General features: G+C 60.9%; 15 protein-coding genes, 1 tRNA gene and 1 pseudogene. 10 read left to right on the forward strand and 7 right to left on the reverse strand.

What is annotated here, in order from left to right; genetic code table 11:
• Nucleotides 1-237 precede the first annotated feature (237 nt).
• Nucleotides 238-450, forward strand: coding sequence for a helix-turn-helix domain-containing protein (locus BMG07_RS26255; RefSeq protein ID WP_198087002.1), 213 nt, complete (start codon nt 238-240; stop codon nt 448-450).
• Between the two features lie 611 nt (nt 451-1,061).
• Here the strand turns inward: BMG07_RS26255 and BMG07_RS26260 are convergent.
• Entirely contained in the window at nt 1,062-1,724 is a 663-nt protein-coding gene (locus BMG07_RS26260; protein WP_198087003.1) for a hypothetical protein, read from the reverse strand.
• Here BMG07_RS26260 and BMG07_RS26265 point away from each other — a divergent pair.
• From BMG07_RS26265 to BMG07_RS26280, 4 genes are all read left to right on the forward strand, one after another.
• Nucleotides 1,723-2,688 (forward strand): hypothetical protein, encoded by a 966-nt coding sequence (locus BMG07_RS26265; protein WP_198087004.1) that lies wholly within the window; start codon nt 1,723-1,725, stop codon nt 2,686-2,688. The genes BMG07_RS26260 and BMG07_RS26265 overlap by 2 nt on opposite strands.
• A gap of 498 nt (nt 2,689-3,186) precedes the next feature.
• Nucleotides 3,187-4,101 carry a hypothetical protein gene (locus BMG07_RS26270; protein ID WP_198087005.1) on the forward strand — a complete coding sequence of 305 codons (915 nt, stop codon included), beginning with the start codon at nt 3,187-3,189 and terminating at the stop codon, nt 4,099-4,101.
• Nucleotides 4,102-4,127: 26 nt separating this feature from the next.
• The gene (locus tag BMG07_RS26275; protein WP_198087006.1) at nt 4,128-4,343 is read left to right on the forward strand and encodes a hypothetical protein; all 216 of its coding nucleotides are present in this window, start codon (nt 4,128-4,130) and stop codon (nt 4,341-4,343) included.
• Nucleotides 4,344-4,456: 113 nt separating this feature from the next.
• Nucleotides 4,457-4,996 (forward strand): hypothetical protein, encoded by a 540-nt coding sequence (locus BMG07_RS26280; RefSeq protein ID WP_198087007.1) that lies wholly within the window; start codon nt 4,457-4,459, stop codon nt 4,994-4,996.
• A gap of 224 nt (nt 4,997-5,220) precedes the next feature.
• Here the strand turns inward: BMG07_RS26280 and BMG07_RS26285 are convergent, their stop codons facing one another.
• A complete protein-coding gene (locus tag BMG07_RS26285; protein ID WP_198087008.1) occupies nt 5,221-5,571 on the reverse strand; it encodes a hypothetical protein in 351 nt (116 codons plus the stop codon).
• A gap of 242 nt (nt 5,572-5,813) precedes the next feature.
• On the opposite strand from BMG07_RS26285, the gene BMG07_RS26290 reads away from it, so the two are divergent.
• Both BMG07_RS26290 and BMG07_RS26295 read left to right on the forward strand, forming a co-directional pair.
• Complete coding sequence (locus tag BMG07_RS26290; RefSeq protein ID WP_198087031.1) at nt 5,814-6,047, forward strand: hypothetical protein; 234 nt, start codon at nt 5,814-5,816, stop codon at nt 6,045-6,047.
• 84 nt (nt 6,048-6,131) lie between these two features.
• Entirely contained in the window at nt 6,132-6,734 is a 603-nt protein-coding gene (locus BMG07_RS26295) for a hypothetical protein (protein WP_198087009.1), read from the forward strand.
• 87 nt (nt 6,735-6,821) lie between these two features.
• Here the strand turns inward: BMG07_RS26295 and BMG07_RS26300 are convergent, their stop codons facing one another.
• From BMG07_RS26300 to BMG07_RS26315, 4 genes are all read right to left on the reverse strand, one after another.
• Nucleotides 6,822-7,643, reverse strand: a complete 822-nt coding sequence (locus BMG07_RS26300) for a hypothetical protein (protein WP_198087010.1) — start codon at nt 7,641-7,643, stop codon at nt 6,822-6,824.
• On the reverse strand, nt 7,640-8,386 hold the full coding sequence (locus BMG07_RS26305) for a HipA family kinase (RefSeq protein WP_198087011.1): 747 nt from the start codon (nt 8,384-8,386) through the stop codon (nt 7,640-7,642). Before BMG07_RS26305 ends, BMG07_RS26300 begins: the two co-directional genes overlap by 4 nt.
• A gap of 169 nt (nt 8,387-8,555) precedes the next feature.
• A tRNA-Ile gene (locus tag BMG07_RS26310) sits at nt 8,556-8,663 on the reverse strand.
• Entirely contained in the window at nt 8,636-10,600 is a 1,965-nt protein-coding gene (locus BMG07_RS26315) for a DEAD/DEAH box helicase (RefSeq protein WP_198087012.1), read from the reverse strand. Before BMG07_RS26315 ends, BMG07_RS26310 begins: the two co-directional genes overlap by 28 nt.
• 105 nt (nt 10,601-10,705) lie before the next feature.
• On the opposite strand from BMG07_RS26315, the gene BMG07_RS26320 reads away from it, so the two are divergent.
• Both BMG07_RS26320 and BMG07_RS26325 read left to right on the forward strand, forming a co-directional pair.
• Nucleotides 10,706-11,584 (forward strand): zeta toxin family protein, encoded by an 879-nt coding sequence (locus tag BMG07_RS26320; protein WP_307867072.1) that lies wholly within the window; start codon nt 10,706-10,708, stop codon nt 11,582-11,584.
• Between the two features lie 135 nt (nt 11,585-11,719).
• Entirely contained in the window at nt 11,720-11,932 is a 213-nt protein-coding gene (locus BMG07_RS26325) for a hypothetical protein (protein ID WP_198087014.1), read from the forward strand.
• A gap of 1,018 nt (nt 11,933-12,950) precedes the next feature.
• Here the strand turns inward: BMG07_RS26325 and BMG07_RS42800 are convergent.
• Nucleotides 12,951-13,585, reverse strand: a pseudogene (locus tag BMG07_RS42800) (TetR/AcrR family transcriptional regulator); the annotation flags it as partial.
• Nucleotides 13,586-13,695: 110 nt separating this feature from the next.
• Between BMG07_RS42800 and BMG07_RS26335 the strand changes: the two are divergent.
• Nucleotides 13,696-14,391, forward strand: a complete 696-nt coding sequence (locus tag BMG07_RS26335) for a DAPG hydrolase family protein (RefSeq protein WP_198087015.1) — start codon at nt 13,696-13,698, stop codon at nt 14,389-14,391.
• Nucleotides 14,392-14,459 lie beyond the last annotated feature (68 nt).

Genomic DNA, 14,459 nt, shown 5'->3' on the forward strand with positions numbered 1-14,459 from the left:
GGCCGGGCGCGCGTCACCGACGCCGGCAACCTGAGTGGCCGCGCAGTGGGAAACGGTGAAGCAATCCGGCTCTGAGTCATTCACAAACCTTTGTGGCATCGAAATCAAGTCCAGACGAGTCGATGCAATATCAAGTCCTGGTAAGCACTACTGCCTCGGGCGTGACGATTAGTCTGCAGAATAACATGTGACGATTAGTCCGTGGCCGTTTAGTCTACAAACCGCGCCAATAGGAGGGTGAAGTCACTATCTATTCGGTTCGGCGAACGCTTGAGGGAGTTGCGAAAAGAGCGAGAACTCTCGCAAGAAGCGTTTGCAGCCGAATGCGGTTTCGACCGTACGTACGTCAGCGGGATCGAACGGGGAGTTCGCAACCCTTCTCTTGCCGCGGTTGAAACCCTTGCCGCGGCGCTTGGGCTCTCAGTTGGCGAACTCTTCAAGGGGTTGTAGGGGCTGGCGCCGCTCTTTCGGTAGCAGTTGCCCAGCCCCTTGGTCGGTCGTGCTCAAGCGCACGGTGAAGGTGATCCAATCCAACTGGATGTCTGCGCCGAAGTAGAAGGGGATCGGACAAAACTTGGACTATCAGGAGATAGTTCATGTATTCGTACGAAGACAGGATTCGAGCGGTCGAGTTGTACATCAAGCTCGGCAAACGCGTCGGGGCGACCCTTCGGCAGTGGGTTACCCGACAAAGAATGCGCTGAAGGGCTGGTACCGGGAGTACGAGCGGGTGAAGCTCGACGGCAAGCTCACGGTGTTCGAGCCGACCCAGCATCAGGCTCTCACATCGATCGCGAGTGACCGATTTCAGTTTGAAGCGCGCATACCACGATGGGCAGCTGTGCAGCGTGAGCCGCCCTTCGTCCTCGCGTCCCGGACGACTGCTCTAGGGCGGATCACCGCCACTGGCACGTTGATCAAGCTCGTCAGGTCCTCAGGTCGAGACGCAGCGTCTGTTCATGTCAATCAAGGCCGGTGCACTACGGGCACCAAGCAGTCGCAGGATGTGTACGGATCAGCGCCGAATCAACCGGTGCCCGCCCAGTACGGGTAGCGCGGCTTCAGCCCAAAGGCGCCTCTGAGGCCAGCAGCTCCTTCATTTGCTCAACACTCGCCTGCAGCTTGAAGTCCCGCCGAAGGCTCACCTCTAGTACTCCATTCACGAATCGGTAGGCCATCACGTGCATCACTCTGCCTCCAAAGCCATGCCGTATCGAGTCGGAGCTGTAGACATTCTTCTCTCCGGCGACAAGCCACACAGCTTCCAAGCCCGCCGTTTCCACTGTCCTCAAAAAAAGCTGCCGGTCGACGACTCCAGCACTGGCACCACGCTCCTTGAGCGACGGATCCATGAATCGAACGATGTCACTCGCATCCACATACACCGGCCCGCGACCATCCCGAAGCCGGAGACCCATCGCCGCGAGCAACCAGGACGAGGGCAGATCGAGGCTGAAGCTGTCCAGGATCGAATTGTCCTTTCCGGTCTCTTCCCGCAGCTCTACACTCACGGTCATCCAAGGCACGTTGATCCTTGACCACGGTTCCCTTCGGAGCCTCGGCGGCCCGGCCTCTGCCTCTCGCCACCCATGCTCTCCGAGGAAGCTGTTGCATGACTTGTCTTCGCGCAAAGTGCTCTCGTCACCCCTATCCCTAGCGATGAGCTCATCGACCAGTCGTTGACCGCTTCCTTTCTTTGTCAGAAGGCATGTGATACCGATCATGAAGGATGGGCGCAAGCTCTCCAGTGCTCACGGCTACGGCCAATTCCTCGATGGAACATGGACGAACACGGTGAACAGACACGAGGCGAAGTACGGAGTCGAAGGTGCCGGCAAACTGACGAAGGTCCAGGCCGGCGCGCTGCGCGGCGACACCAAGCTGCAAGCGGCGATGCTGGCCGAGTTCACGAAGGAGAATGTTGCGAAGGGCCGGAAGATGGGCGGCAGTGACGACGACGCGAACGTCTACGCCCTGCACAACCTTGGTGATGGCGATGCGGCCAAGCTGCTCGGCGCCCTCAATAAAAACCCCAGTACTTCGGTGTCATCGGTCCTGAGCGGCAACGTGGTCAGCAACAACAAGTCGCTCTATGGCGATGGCAGCATTTCTGTGGGTGAGGCCTACAAGCGCATGGGCTCCTACATGCGGCAGGGAGACCCGTACGCTCAGGATGCCCGGGTAGCTGCTGCGGGGCACCGTAGCGTGAATGTGGCGATGCCGAACATCCCTACCTTGGCGTCTTCGAGCGTGCCGTCGAGCGTGCCCGTGTCGATGCCGAAGGCCGCAGAGGTGCGCGATCTGGCTGTACCGTTGAACGGGGCCGGGGCGGGGCGTGGCACGATCAACATCAGCACGCCCGAGGTCGTCGGTCAAACGTCGGCGATCGCGGCATCGCGCACATCGCGAGCGGTGGCCTTGGCGGAGGCGCGACGGGCGGGTGGTAGGCCCAACCGGAGATCACCGGTTTGCCTGCCGGCGCCGCGCTCGTCACCAGAGCTACTCGAATGCTCTACTGACGCTGGCCCGAGAAGGCCGATCCCGGAAGGCGCTTCTTCATGGCGTCGCGCCGCCCGCACCGACCTGCCCTCGGAGCGCACTTCGTGCAAGTCACCTTCGCCCCATGGGGCGCGTCATCGTTGCCCCTCGAAGCACTGGGCCGCCGGGGGCTCTCTCACTCAGGAATGAGCAAAATCCCCTTCGCGCGCATCGTCAAGGGCAGAATCGCGGAAGGCGAACACCGTCTGAAAGGGCCACATATGAGCTGGGAGCACGTAAAGATTGAAGCGCGCTGCAAGGCATGCGGTCACGCTGGGTTTCGCGTCGACAGCTCGGATGACTGGGGGCGATCCGAGACGAGTTGGGAGGGCTTCCAGGCCGCACCCGCCAGCGACTATGAAGTAGCCCGCATGCGCGTCGGTGCGAATGATTTCCCTCTGTGCAAGTGCGGTAGTCGTGACATCGAAGTTGGGAAGGCGTCCGTCTGAAGAGCACCACCACCTGACAGTGCAGGGAAGCTGGCGAACACGGGCTACGGCGGCGACCGCCGCTCGGATTAAGCGGCAAATCTGCCGCATGTGTCTCAAACCCAAACCGCCACCATGTTGAACGTCTCCCCGCGCAGCGTTCGCGCCGCCGTGAAGGTGCTGGGTCAAGGCGATATTGCCAGCTCGAAAAGGAATGAATGTGAAGTTGCTGGACCAAATAATTGAACTACTGAGTAACGACAGCGGTTCATTAAATGAAGCCCTATTAAAGACAAAGGTCCTGCTGCACAAGATTGGCCAAAAAGAACTCACCCCCTGGGTTACTCAAGAACTCAACGGCTATGACAATGACACCGCAGTCCCCAGTTATCGTCAAGCCCATGCGACTGTTTTAGGGAATGTTACGAATGGGTATATGCGATACACCAATCATCCGTTGCCCATTAGGCATTTAACGAAGATGCAACAGGACGGACTGCAGAACGTGCCGCTTCGTCAAAGTTTGGCGGTGCTTCAGCAATACACATCAAAGCCGGAAGGCGTATTAAAGAGCAACATCCCCCTGGAGTACAACGGGCTGCTCGGAAAGACGATTTCAGATGGTTTTCACATTGAGCAGGCATGGACACAGATTCCATGCTCCCAATTCATCCAAGCAATAACCGAGGTTAGATCGCGGTTGCTGGATTTTGTATTGAACTTGCAATCAAAACTTGGCGAGGATATTTCTGAAGGGCAAGTAAAAGAAGCTGCGGCGAACATCGACGCAAAGGGCCTTTTCAATAACTCCGTATTTGGTGATGGGGCAACGATCGTTCTCGGAAACCAGAACGCTGTCACAAACGCGGCGACAGTACATAAAGGAGACTTTGCGTCATTGGAACGACTACTGAAAAAACACGGTGTCGCTGATCACGACGTCGTTGAATTGAAGTCTGCCATCGTTAAGGATGCTGATTCACCAGAACTCGCTCAAGGCAAGGTCGGACCGCAAGTTAACGGGTGGCTGAAAGGGATGCTTGCAAAGGCAGTAGATGCGGCTTGGCAAATTGAACTCGGGGTCGCTGGAGGGTTGCTCACGAATGCAATACAGGCCTACTATTTCAGTCAGTAGCGTCATGAGTACCCGGAGCTAGCAAAATGAACGCCGTAAAAATCCCAACCGAAACTATCCTTGACGGCCACATTCACGCGGAGGTCAGCAAGCTGATGGTCCAGACCCTGAAGCTCTCGACCGAACAGACCAAGTTCAACGCCGAGAGCGAGCGCGCATGGATTCCTATGGTCGCCATCATGGCTGCGGCAGGAGTTGGTGCAACGCTGACAGTTGCGTTGTCCCGGCTCTGTCACGGCTGAATGCGCGGCGCAGACCCCGCGCGCCGATAACGACGCAGGTTCTGCTCATCATCAACATCAGGGACCACTGCGATGACTGAGACGATTTTCGCGCTGCATGGCGGGGCGTGCATATGAACGACATTGGCACCATTGAGATGACCGTCGAGGAAAAAACGCTGGTCGACGTCATCGACTTCGGAGCTGACTTTCGAGATCGTGATGCCGTTCTCCCAATGCTGGCCGCAGCCGGCAAGGTCACACCGATGTTGCTCGCGCGTGGTGCGATTCCCGAACGGCGCCAACAATGCTTCACGCAGCCTGGATGGGGCGCAGGTCGCAAATCGCGATTGGAGGTGTTCGAAGGCAATGGGACCAGAGGCGCGGAGATATTCAGCCACGGCAATTTCCTGAAGTTCTTGCGCTTCTTCATCCACGGCGCCGAACTACCGCTCGCCGTCAAGGTCGCGATGCGTGATCAGGTGGACAACCCGCAGTGGTTCACCAGCGGAGACCGCGAACCGCTGCGGAAGCTAGGGCGACAACTGGCGCGCGCGCACTGCCTCGATGGCAGCAGTGCCGACGAGTTTATGTATTTGTGCGCCGACCTCGGCTTGGACGTTGATGACGCCGATTCGGTGCGCCGAGCCATTAAGGACGTGAGGGCGCGTTGATGCTGCACTATGTGCGGCTGCAGGCAACTCTCACGCAGGGCGCGTGAGGTGTTCGCGCTTGGGGCGGGGCTTTGGCGCGCCAGTGTTTTCAGGCGGTAGCTGCACCGATACCGGCCGTGCCAGCCGCTCCGGCCGTGCCGATCTGATCCGCGCCCAGCACGCGCCCATGAAAAAGCCCGCGCAAGGCGGGCCGGATGGGGGCTGGCGTCGGTCGGCGCGTCGGGCTACAGCGGCACTTCGTCCCAAGAGCCGTCATACCCATAGACGGTCTTGCCGGACAAGCTCTTGCCGCGTGGCGTGTAGCGCCGCTTGTACCGCTTGCCTTCAAAGTCGACGATGCGGCCGGAGTCCGCGTTGGGGAAGGCCTGATCGATGCGATTCGCCAGTTCCTCACTTTCGCTACGGGCCAGCAGGCCCCGCGCCTTCAGGTCAGCCTCGATCTCACGAACTTTCACCCGTGCATCGGTCACGCTCGACCGGTGCTTGTTGGGGTTGTTGCCGTCGTAGTTTTCCCATCGGCGCTCTGCCGATTCCAGGTCCGCCGTGGCCGCTTGAAGGTCATCGAGTGTGTACATCGGCGCAGTGTATCTAGCCACGTCGCCAACCCCGGAAATACTGGACAAATATACAGTTATTATCTAGGATGATGGCATGGACTCGACGCCTGCCGAACTCTGGATCGACGCCTGCGCGCACCGGCTTCAGCGTCAGTGGCGCACGGTCGATCCCGAGATGCTGGAAGAGGTCGCCACGGATCTCTGGCGCGATCCGCGCCTGCGCGCGATGACGCCGACAGAGGCGGCGATGGCTGGAGCCGGTGGCGCAGCCCCACGAGTCGAAGAACGGCATCCTTGCCAAGATTCCCGGCGACCTGATCGCTCGGGGGTCGCAAACCCTTCCACGGCCGGCCGATGGACAGCCCGAAGAGCGGCACGTCGTGCTCGACGCCGGCCATCTCGGTCGGGTGCGGATCACTTACCGCCTGTCGAGAAGCCAGCACCACAAGAGCAGGAACTGGTTCTGGACTGCATGCCATGCGGATGTGGAGTAGCGCAGAGGCCCGTTAGGCGGCCATCGGTCGTGCGCGAACGCGGCTTCATGCATCATCGCCCACCACTCACAGACCGGAGGCCACATGGCCGGCGAGCAAGCACCGCAAGACCCTGAAGACGACGAAGACGACGAGGCTCTGACCGAGGCCGAACGTGTGCGCCGCGTCGCGCTTCTGACCCGCTATTGCATCGACAACATTGCGAGCTACCGCGCGGGCTGGGCGACCGACTCCAACGGCAAAAGGCACGTCGTCGTGCAGCGCAATTTCTGGATCAGGGCGAACGGCAACTTCCTCGACATCGCGGTGTTGGAGTGGTGCAAGGTCTTCGCGGACAAGAAGAGCAAGCACCACTTCGCCCGCGTCGTGCCAGAGCCCGCGACCCTGCTCGCTGGGCTCACGACAGCCCTCGGGATGGACGAGGCGGCCTACGGCGCGCTGCTCGCCGGAGCCCGGGAATATCGTGACAAGTTCGTCGCCCACCTGGACGACTTGCGAGTGATGCACGTCCCCACGATGCAGCCGCTACTCGACAGCGCGATCTTCCTGTACAACACCTTGTGCACGAACGAGGCGACCGTGGTGCATCTGACCGGGCTGCAGCCCGACGCGAAGGAGTTCTACGACCAGCGTTTCGCCGAGGCCCTGGCCGAGTACCGCCGCGCGGAGCCCCAGCAAGGCGCGTGAGCGGCATGGTTGCCGAACAGCAGGGAGGGCGGGGACGGATGAAAAAGGCCCGCACGCGGCGAGGTTGGCACCAACCGGATTGCGGACTCAGGGGGAGATTAGTGGCGTGTAAGAGGCGGCGGTAGAGATCAAGCTCATGTACTCGCTCATGTCGGCGTCACTCTCAAGCGAATAGACGGTTGCCCGATCCTGCAGCAGTCGAACGCTTGCCTCCATGCCGACAATCTCTGCCCCGGCGACAACCACGTACTTCTTGGTCGTGTCGCCAAACACTCGCTGGGCCTCGTCCAGAACAAGGGTCTTTGCTTGAGCCTCAATGCGCTTGGCGGTCGCTGTGTGCAGAGCGAAATCAATCGTTTCGGTGATGTGCATCGCGCCATTCCTTAACGCGAACTCTGCCACGATGCCGTGATCCTGGGACAGCATGAATTGCTCAACGACTCGGTGCCGTTCGATATCGGCGTCTTGCTTGCTCCATAGTTTCAACGCTTGAAATCTCGCACGCAGATCGCGTCTCACACGGTTTCTAGGCCGACGGGGAGCCCGAGCCTTGGTCACGTCCACAGACTCGCTCATCACGGCCTGAATTTGGCTTTCGTACTGCGCATCGTCCGAGAAAACAAACGCTTCCTCAGACGAATGAAGACATACGCTTGCGCCTGACGCAGAGAGGTAGCTTCGGACCGACGCGATGTCGCGCGCATCAGAGCAGGCTCGTGCCAGAAAATCCCTGAGATGGGCGAGCCGTTGCGGCTTAAACGTCGGATCTATGGCGAGCATTTTGTGCACGTCAGAACCGGCTCGCACGTCCCACCTCGATCCGTTGTGGAACACCGCTCCCGCGACGACTTGATCAAGCCGCTCCGGTGTAGGGTGAATCATGAACAGCGAATATTTGCAGATAGTCATGGCAGCAATTTCTCGACCGCATCGGTCCGATCACTCCAGTCGGAAGTGCCCCACCAGCCGACCAAGTTCTGTCGATCCGCTGGATTTACCCATACGGTCGGGGCAGTGTCAATCATGGCATCGACCTCCTGGCTGGTGATGTTCCGCCAAGCGCTCAGGACGGTTTGAGAGGCAGCCAGATCCCAGGGAAGCTGAGAACTCCAGATCGCCGCCGCCATCATCGTCCGCGTCGCGGGGTCTGGCGGCGGTGCCGGCAACGGCCACCCAGAATGCCACCAGCACCTGCTGTGGTCCATGATTTTGGCGACAAGATCGCCAGCCAACCGCAAGTACAAATAGTTGTTGAGATGCCGGTCATCGTTGTGAACCAGCAGATCGAAGGTGAAGGCTGCGCTGAACAGGCTCGGGTTGGTCAGATCCAGCAAATTGACTTGAGACCAATCAAGCGCCCCTCCCTCCCACACCGAGCCAAACAAGAGTTGGCCGGGATGAGTCGGAACCTCAACGATGGCACACGCCGGAACTGGAATGCCGCACCGCCGTGCAAGTTGCTGGGAGAGCCATTCCGAGAGCGGAAGCCATGGTGCAACTTGCTGATCCTTGCAAAGGTAGTAGGTTGCATTCGCGCTATCGATTCCGATGCAGGCCGCGTCCGCAGATCGTGGCTTCGGCTTGGTTCGGTCGCACTGAACGATTGATTGGGGCATTCCGCCGAAGGTCTCGCGGTAGGGCAGCAGCGCCAATAGGGCGCCATCTTGTTTGCTGCATTCTCTTACAGTCTGCCGCCGCCGGTTCCGAACCTTCAAGACGGGCAATCGGCGGCATTCTGTCACCAGACTGTCACCGATTGATCCAAGGAAAAAGCCTGCTACCATTTTGATAGCAGGCTTTTCAACGCTGGCGCGGTTTTTGTGGTAGGCCGTGATGGGCTTGAACCATCGACCAACGGATTATGAGTCCGCTGGCTGCACAAGCAGCGCGCCCTGCGCCCCCTATCCCATACTCGCCCACTCGACTCCCAACCGCCGCAACTGCTCCCGCACCCTCTCCACCAACGGCGTCACCCGTCGCGACGAGAGCGCCAACCAGAGCGTGGCGCGCGTCATCGCCACATACAACAGCCGCAGTTCCTCGGACGCCGCCTGGTGCTTCGCCTCATCGAACGCGTCGATCGCACCCACGAACACGTGCGAGAACTCCAGCCCCTTTACGCTGTGCGCGGTCAGGATCCGAACGGCATCGTCACACCAGCGCAGGTCGCGCGGTTTCAGCGTGCGAAGCGACTGAAACGCGATGTCGTGCACCCGCAGCGCTTCTTCCAGCGCTTCCATCGCGGCCTTGAACCGGAAGACCACCGCGATCTGTCCCAGCTTCACGCCTTCGGCGCGCAACTGCGCAATCCGCCGCGCCTGCCAGAGCGCTTCGGCACGGCCCGAGGTGGCTTCGTGCAGGACCGGCATCGGGCCTCGGCGCCCGGCGGAGTCCGGACGAACCACGGTCACCGCGGAATCGCCGGCCGACTCGTCCAGCAGCGCGCCGAGTTCGCTGTCGCTCTGCTCCACGGAACCCGCACCCGCCACCCCCTGAGGCATCAACTCCGCCGCGCAGCGCAGCGCCAAGCTCAGCACCTCCGCCGTGTTGCGATAGTTCGTGCGCATGATGGTGCTGCGACGCCCGCCCACGACATCGATGCCCAGCGCCTTGAAAGGCGTCTTGCGGCTTTGCTTCCTGTAGATCGCCTGTGCATGGTCGTACAGCACCAGCAGCGCCTTGGTGGCTGGATTCACCAGCTCCACCGTCATGCGAAGCCACGCGTCCTCGAAGTCGTGGGCTTCATCGATCATCACCGCCGTGTACTGGCCCTTCGGCACGAAGCCGCTGGCCAAGGCCCGTTCGACCGTCGCCGCAAGCTCGGCGAAATAGGCATCCGCGGGACTGCGCGGCGCGTTCACCTGCAACTGGTAGGTGCGCACCATGTCCTCGCACCAGCTGTGAAAGGAGCGCACGACCACCCCGTGCCCCTCCTCCGTCACGCCCCGCGCCGCCAGGAGGAACGCGATGCGCTCGGCCAGCGCCCGGTTGAAACAAAGGACGAGGACGGGCCGGCCGACGGCCGCGGCTGCTGGTGCCAGGTAGTGCGCACGGAACACCAGGATCATGGTTTTTCCCGAACCGGCCACCCCGTGGATCACGCGGTGCCCATCGCCCATGCGGCGCGCCTCACGTTCCTGCTGCATGTCCATGACGTTCATCACGTCGTGCATGCGCACCGGCGCGCCTGCGGCACCGTCGCCTTGCGGCGCATCGAGACCCAGCGGCTCCTGCTGCGGGGTGACCCGCAAGCTGGGAAACAGGTGCCAGCGCACCCGGTCCTGCTGCGGCATGGTCAGCGTGTGCGGGAAGTTCACCTGCATCATCGACCAGACACGCCGGCTGAACGCCTCCGTGTCGACCTCGTCGGCCAGATCGTCGCGCAGCAGCGTGCGCTCGGGCGGGAACAGCTCGGCGAAGGCCGGATCCTGCACGTCCTGCTGCTTCATGTTCACGAGCGCGCAACCCCACCCCCACGGGAAAAGCAGCTTGCCCCGGAAGCGCCCTTCGCTTGCGACCAGCGCGCCATCGCGCTGCATGCGGTCCACCAGTGCCAGCACATGCTGGCGAGCCTGCGCCAACGGATGTGCGCTGCTGACAAGGCCCCGCTCGACATTCAGCTGGACGCGATGCTTGTCGGCGCCGGCCAGGGTGGCGCGCTTCCAGTCCTTCACCTCGAGCACCAACAAACCTTGGCGCGGGCTCAGGATCACGAAGTCCGGCTGCAGCCCCGCATTGCCGATCGGCAGGTCGTGCCACACGATGTGATCGTCGGGCAGGTGGCGCTTGAGCGCCTCGAACAGCTTGCGCTCACCGGCATTGCACCGTGCATGTACCGTGGTCTTGCCCTGCGGAAAAAGTGCCATCCCGTTGCCCCCGCCTGCCTGAAATGCTTGCTACGCCGACGCCCCGATGGTCGTCAACCGGGATGCCGCAAATGTGTCAGATTGTGACCGCTGCATAGCGTTTCCGTGTCCGCCGGTTCCCCGGTCGCAGGCCCAACGCCACGCCGGTCAGCGGCATGTTCCTCACATGCCCGCCCAGATCGCCTGCGCCGCAATCGCCACCACGAATGGCGCGCCGAGCTTTTCTCCGGACAGGAGGTGCCAAGACGGCCGGGCGGCCGTGGCTTCGATGTCCCGGCGGTTAACCTGCTGGACGATCTGACGGGCATCGTGAAGACACTGCGCTCATCGTGCAGACCATCGCGGCCCTCGAGCGGTTCGTTCCGCGTGCTTCCAAGTAAAGTCGTCTCCATGCGTCCCGACCTCACCCCTGAAGAACAGGCCATCTACGACACGGCTTTGCGTTGGGCAAAGAGCAACCGCACCAAATTTGCGGCGGAGTTCACGGATGCGAACAAATACCCGGGTGAAAAAGATCCGGTCGCCTTGTTCATGGCCGGATCTCCAGGAGCAGGCAAGACTGAGGCGTCAAAAGCCTTGGCCGAGGAAGTGGGCGCATTTCTGCGGATCGATCCGGATGAGTTCAGGGCTCACATACCCGGCTATACAGGGCAGAACTCATGGCTGGTACAGGACGCCGTGTCCCGCTTGGTCGAACGAGTGATCGACAAGGCTTTCAGCCAAAAACAGAGCTTTTTGCTAGACGGAACGCTCTCCAGCCTCGGCGTTGCAGATAGAAACGTCGCCCGATGCATAAAGCACGGTCGGGCAGTGCAGATTATTTACGTCTACCAAGACCCCGAGCAGGCTTGGAACTTCGTCAAAGCCAGGGAGCTCCAAGAAGGCAGACGGATTCCGCCAGAGCGCTTTGTGCACCAGTTTTTCGCTTCCCGTGACGTCGTCAACGAGCTCAAGGTAAAGTTTGGCCCTGCTATCAAAAATTGATGTAGTCTTGAAAAAACATCGACGGTACAAACAGGCTTTTCCACGCGAACGTGGATAGCTTGAATCACGTCGCCCCGCTCAAATATTCCAAGGAAGAAGTCGAAAAAATCGTTCGCTCCTAGACTTGAGGCCCCCATGTTCAACCTGTTTCGCCATCATCCTGACCTTGTCGAAGTTACTTCGCTTTCGCGTTTCGTGCGTGAAACCTCGTCTGCGGACAAGAAGAAGATCTATGCGAAGGTGATCTCGAAAGCATCGGAAGAGCAGAAGGCTTTGATGGAGTCGTCCGCTGCGATTGCGCGTGACCGCGCTGCCAAACAAAAAGCCGAACGCAACACTGCCGCTTAAGCTGGATTCACAGAGTCGACAAGCGCGCCGCAGCAGGCTGTACAAATAGTCAGCCGGCCGCTTGATCCAAGATGCCCCGCGATAGTGGGGCATTTTTCTTTGGAGCCACCGGATGCAACAAGGGCCCCAGCTCCACAGCGCCTGATGCATCCAGGCCGCGCCCGTCATGTTGAACCCCCTTTTGAGGTTGTAGGCCATCACGGCCAGCCTGAACTCCGCGCGCCCCCCTCGTGTGTCTCACCAGCAACCGGGCGTTGCCCAGGATCAGGTGCTTGGTGCTGGCGAACGGCGCTCTGTTGGTGCCAACTGTGGGTTAGGCCACTGCGCCAACCTTCGACTGCGCCACGGCGCTCCTCGAAACTTCAACAGCCGCGCGGGCTTGATTGCGTACAACTTGGCTCACCTAGTCAATACTTCCATTCTTCAACCTACCTGTGCCTATCCAGGTAGCAAGCCGAGATTTGGCGGTGACCGTCCTGCTGGTGCGTATTCCGGTGCATTTGAGCGCGCAATCCGGGAACATGGTCACCGTGTCTGATGACCACGAGCATCAGAATTTCGAAAATTCACCCCCTACTGGACATTCAGAATTCCTAGATCAACGCACCTGGATAGGTCGGTCTCGATGGAGCGGAGGAAAAGCGGACAGTGCGGATTTCAATTTTTCAATCTTCAGGCCCCTGCCGCACGCACGCACGGGCCGTGCCTGCCGCGACCTATTGATCAGCATTTCCCAGGCATGCGGACGGCAACCGCCGCTTCTGCATCGGTCGCACACACCATGTCGACCGTCGCAGCCTCCAAGGCAAACAACCCTTGATGCAAAGATAGGGCGAACCAAAGCGTTCGTCCGTGCGGCAGCGAACGCGACAAGTCGCATGAATCCGTGGGTGCTTGATGCAGATGCCCGCGTATTGCAACGGGTTCGTGGCTCTTCAAAGACAACGCCCCAGACCGGCTGACGGCTGCGTCGAGCACGGTATTTCAGCAGCCTGCTAGGCGCCCGTCTCACCGAGAACGCCTCGCCGTTCATCAGCCGGAGCGCCGCCTCGATGCGCTGCGCCGGGTCCCACGAGGCACCGGCGGCGTCACGCCCAGCGCCATCTGCCGCAAGGGCTCGGCGATGACCATCGAGAGCATCAGATCACACACAGCTTCAGGCTCCTTCAATTGCAGCAGTCCGTTCTTGCGCTGGCGCTTGAGCCAGTCGCAGAGCATCCGCCGGCCGCGCTCGATGCCGTTGCGCTCGTACACCTCCAGCAGGTCCGCCTTGGACGGAAAGTCGGTGGTGAGCAGGCGGAACAGGCCGACGGCATCGGCCGACAGCACGCGCGCCGCGATCACCCGCAGTATTTCCGCCAGCGCGGGCAACACGTCCGCTTGCGAGCGGACTTCGGTTGCCAGCACGGGCTTGAACTCTTCGGTCCAACTGCGCACCACCAGCGCCACCAGGTCTTCGCGGTTGGCCGCTAACCGATAGAGCGATTTCTTGGCAAGGCCGGCGCGCTTGGCCACGGCCTCCATCGTCGTGGCGGCATAGCCTTCGTTCAGCAGCAGCCAAGTGGCGGCGGCCACGGCGGCCTCGCCCATCTCGTGCTCGGGCCTTGCCGGGCGCCCGCGTGGCCGGGCGGTGGGGTTCGTAGCGTGTTCCATGCGGTCCTTTGTTGCAGTGCCTTCTGTGGGATATTGTCCAACATAACGAAACGTCAAACGTTTCTTTAATATAAGATCATTTTCTTCTTCACCAAATGATCGGAAAACACATGATCCAGCATCCCTTCCATCCAGAGATTTCCCGCATCGACGACCTCCTGCAGATCGGGCCCCTGCGGCTGGAGACGGGCATCTCCCGTCTGTCCAGCGGCTGCCTTGTCGTGGCGGTGCGCACCGATCTTCACGGCTGCACCGGCCGCATGCTCGACTGGTGGTTCAAGTTCTTCGAGACCACGCAGCACATCAAGTGGTGGCATCCGCACGACCACGTCGAACATCGCGGCTGGGACAAGCACTGGAAAAAGGGCGAAAGCTACATCGGCGCGTCGATCCGCGCGGTGGAGTCGCTGGCCGACATTCCGCCGGTGGCAGCGCAACTGAAGTTCCACGACCCACACGAGCTGTTCGACGCCGAACAGCTCGACCTGGCCTTCGCGCAGAAGCGCGCTTCTGCCGCGGTCTATGCGCGCATCGGCTTTGGCGAGCACATCCAGCTGGACGCCAACGGCGATCCGCAGGATGGCCAGATGGTGCACCTGGCCCGCGACACGCCCTTCGGTTGCGTGCTGCGCAGCCGCTTCCTGCTGGGTCAGTCGAGCGCGCAGCCGGCGGTCGATCTGCCCGACGAACTCGGCCTAGGGCTGCTGCGCCACTGCTACTCGGAGTTCACGTACCTCTCGCGCTTCCTGCCGTCGCTGTACTACGGCGAACATGCCAACGGCGAGGCAGCGCCGCTGCCCTGGTGACCAACGCCACGCTGTCATCCGTGAGCACTTCGCGCGGCGGTAGCCGGAGTAGTCGTCACACACGAGCG

The organism is Variovorax sp. E3 (assembly GCF_016082275.1).
Taxonomy (GTDB): domain Bacteria; phylum Pseudomonadota; class Gammaproteobacteria; order Burkholderiales; family Burkholderiaceae_C; genus Variovorax.

What these genes read in the sequence shown, in the direction of transcription:
- BMG07_RS26265 (WP_198087004.1), top strand. Translation starts at nt 1,723, where the DNA reads ATGAAGGATGGGCGCAAGCTCTCCAGTGCTCACGGCTACGGCCAATTC.
- BMG07_RS26260 (WP_198087003.1), bottom strand. Translation starts at nt 1,724, where the DNA reads ATGATCGGTATCACATGCCTTCTGACAAAGAAAGGAAGCGGTCAACGA.
- BMG07_RS26275 (WP_198087006.1), top strand. Translation starts at nt 4,128, where the DNA reads ATGAACGCCGTAAAAATCCCAACCGAAACTATCCTTGACGGCCACATT.
- BMG07_RS26280 (WP_198087007.1), top strand. Translation starts at nt 4,457, where the DNA reads ATGAACGACATTGGCACCATTGAGATGACCGTCGAGGAAAAAACGCTG.
- BMG07_RS26285 (WP_198087008.1), bottom strand. Translation starts at nt 5,571, where the DNA reads ATGTACACACTCGATGACCTTCAAGCGGCCACGGCGGACCTGGAATCG.
- BMG07_RS26295 (WP_198087009.1), top strand. Translation starts at nt 6,132, where the DNA reads ATGGCCGGCGAGCAAGCACCGCAAGACCCTGAAGACGACGAAGACGAC.
- BMG07_RS26300 (WP_198087010.1), bottom strand. Translation starts at nt 7,643, where the DNA reads ATGACTATCTGCAAATATTCGCTGTTCATGATTCACCCTACACCGGAG.
- BMG07_RS26315 (WP_198087012.1), bottom strand. Translation starts at nt 10,600, where the DNA reads ATGGCACTTTTTCCGCAGGGCAAGACCACGGTACATGCACGGTGCAAT.
- BMG07_RS26325 (WP_198087014.1), top strand. Translation starts at nt 11,720, where the DNA reads ATGTTCAACCTGTTTCGCCATCATCCTGACCTTGTCGAAGTTACTTCG.
- BMG07_RS26335 (WP_198087015.1), top strand. Translation starts at nt 13,696, where the DNA reads ATGATCCAGCATCCCTTCCATCCAGAGATTTCCCGCATCGACGACCTC.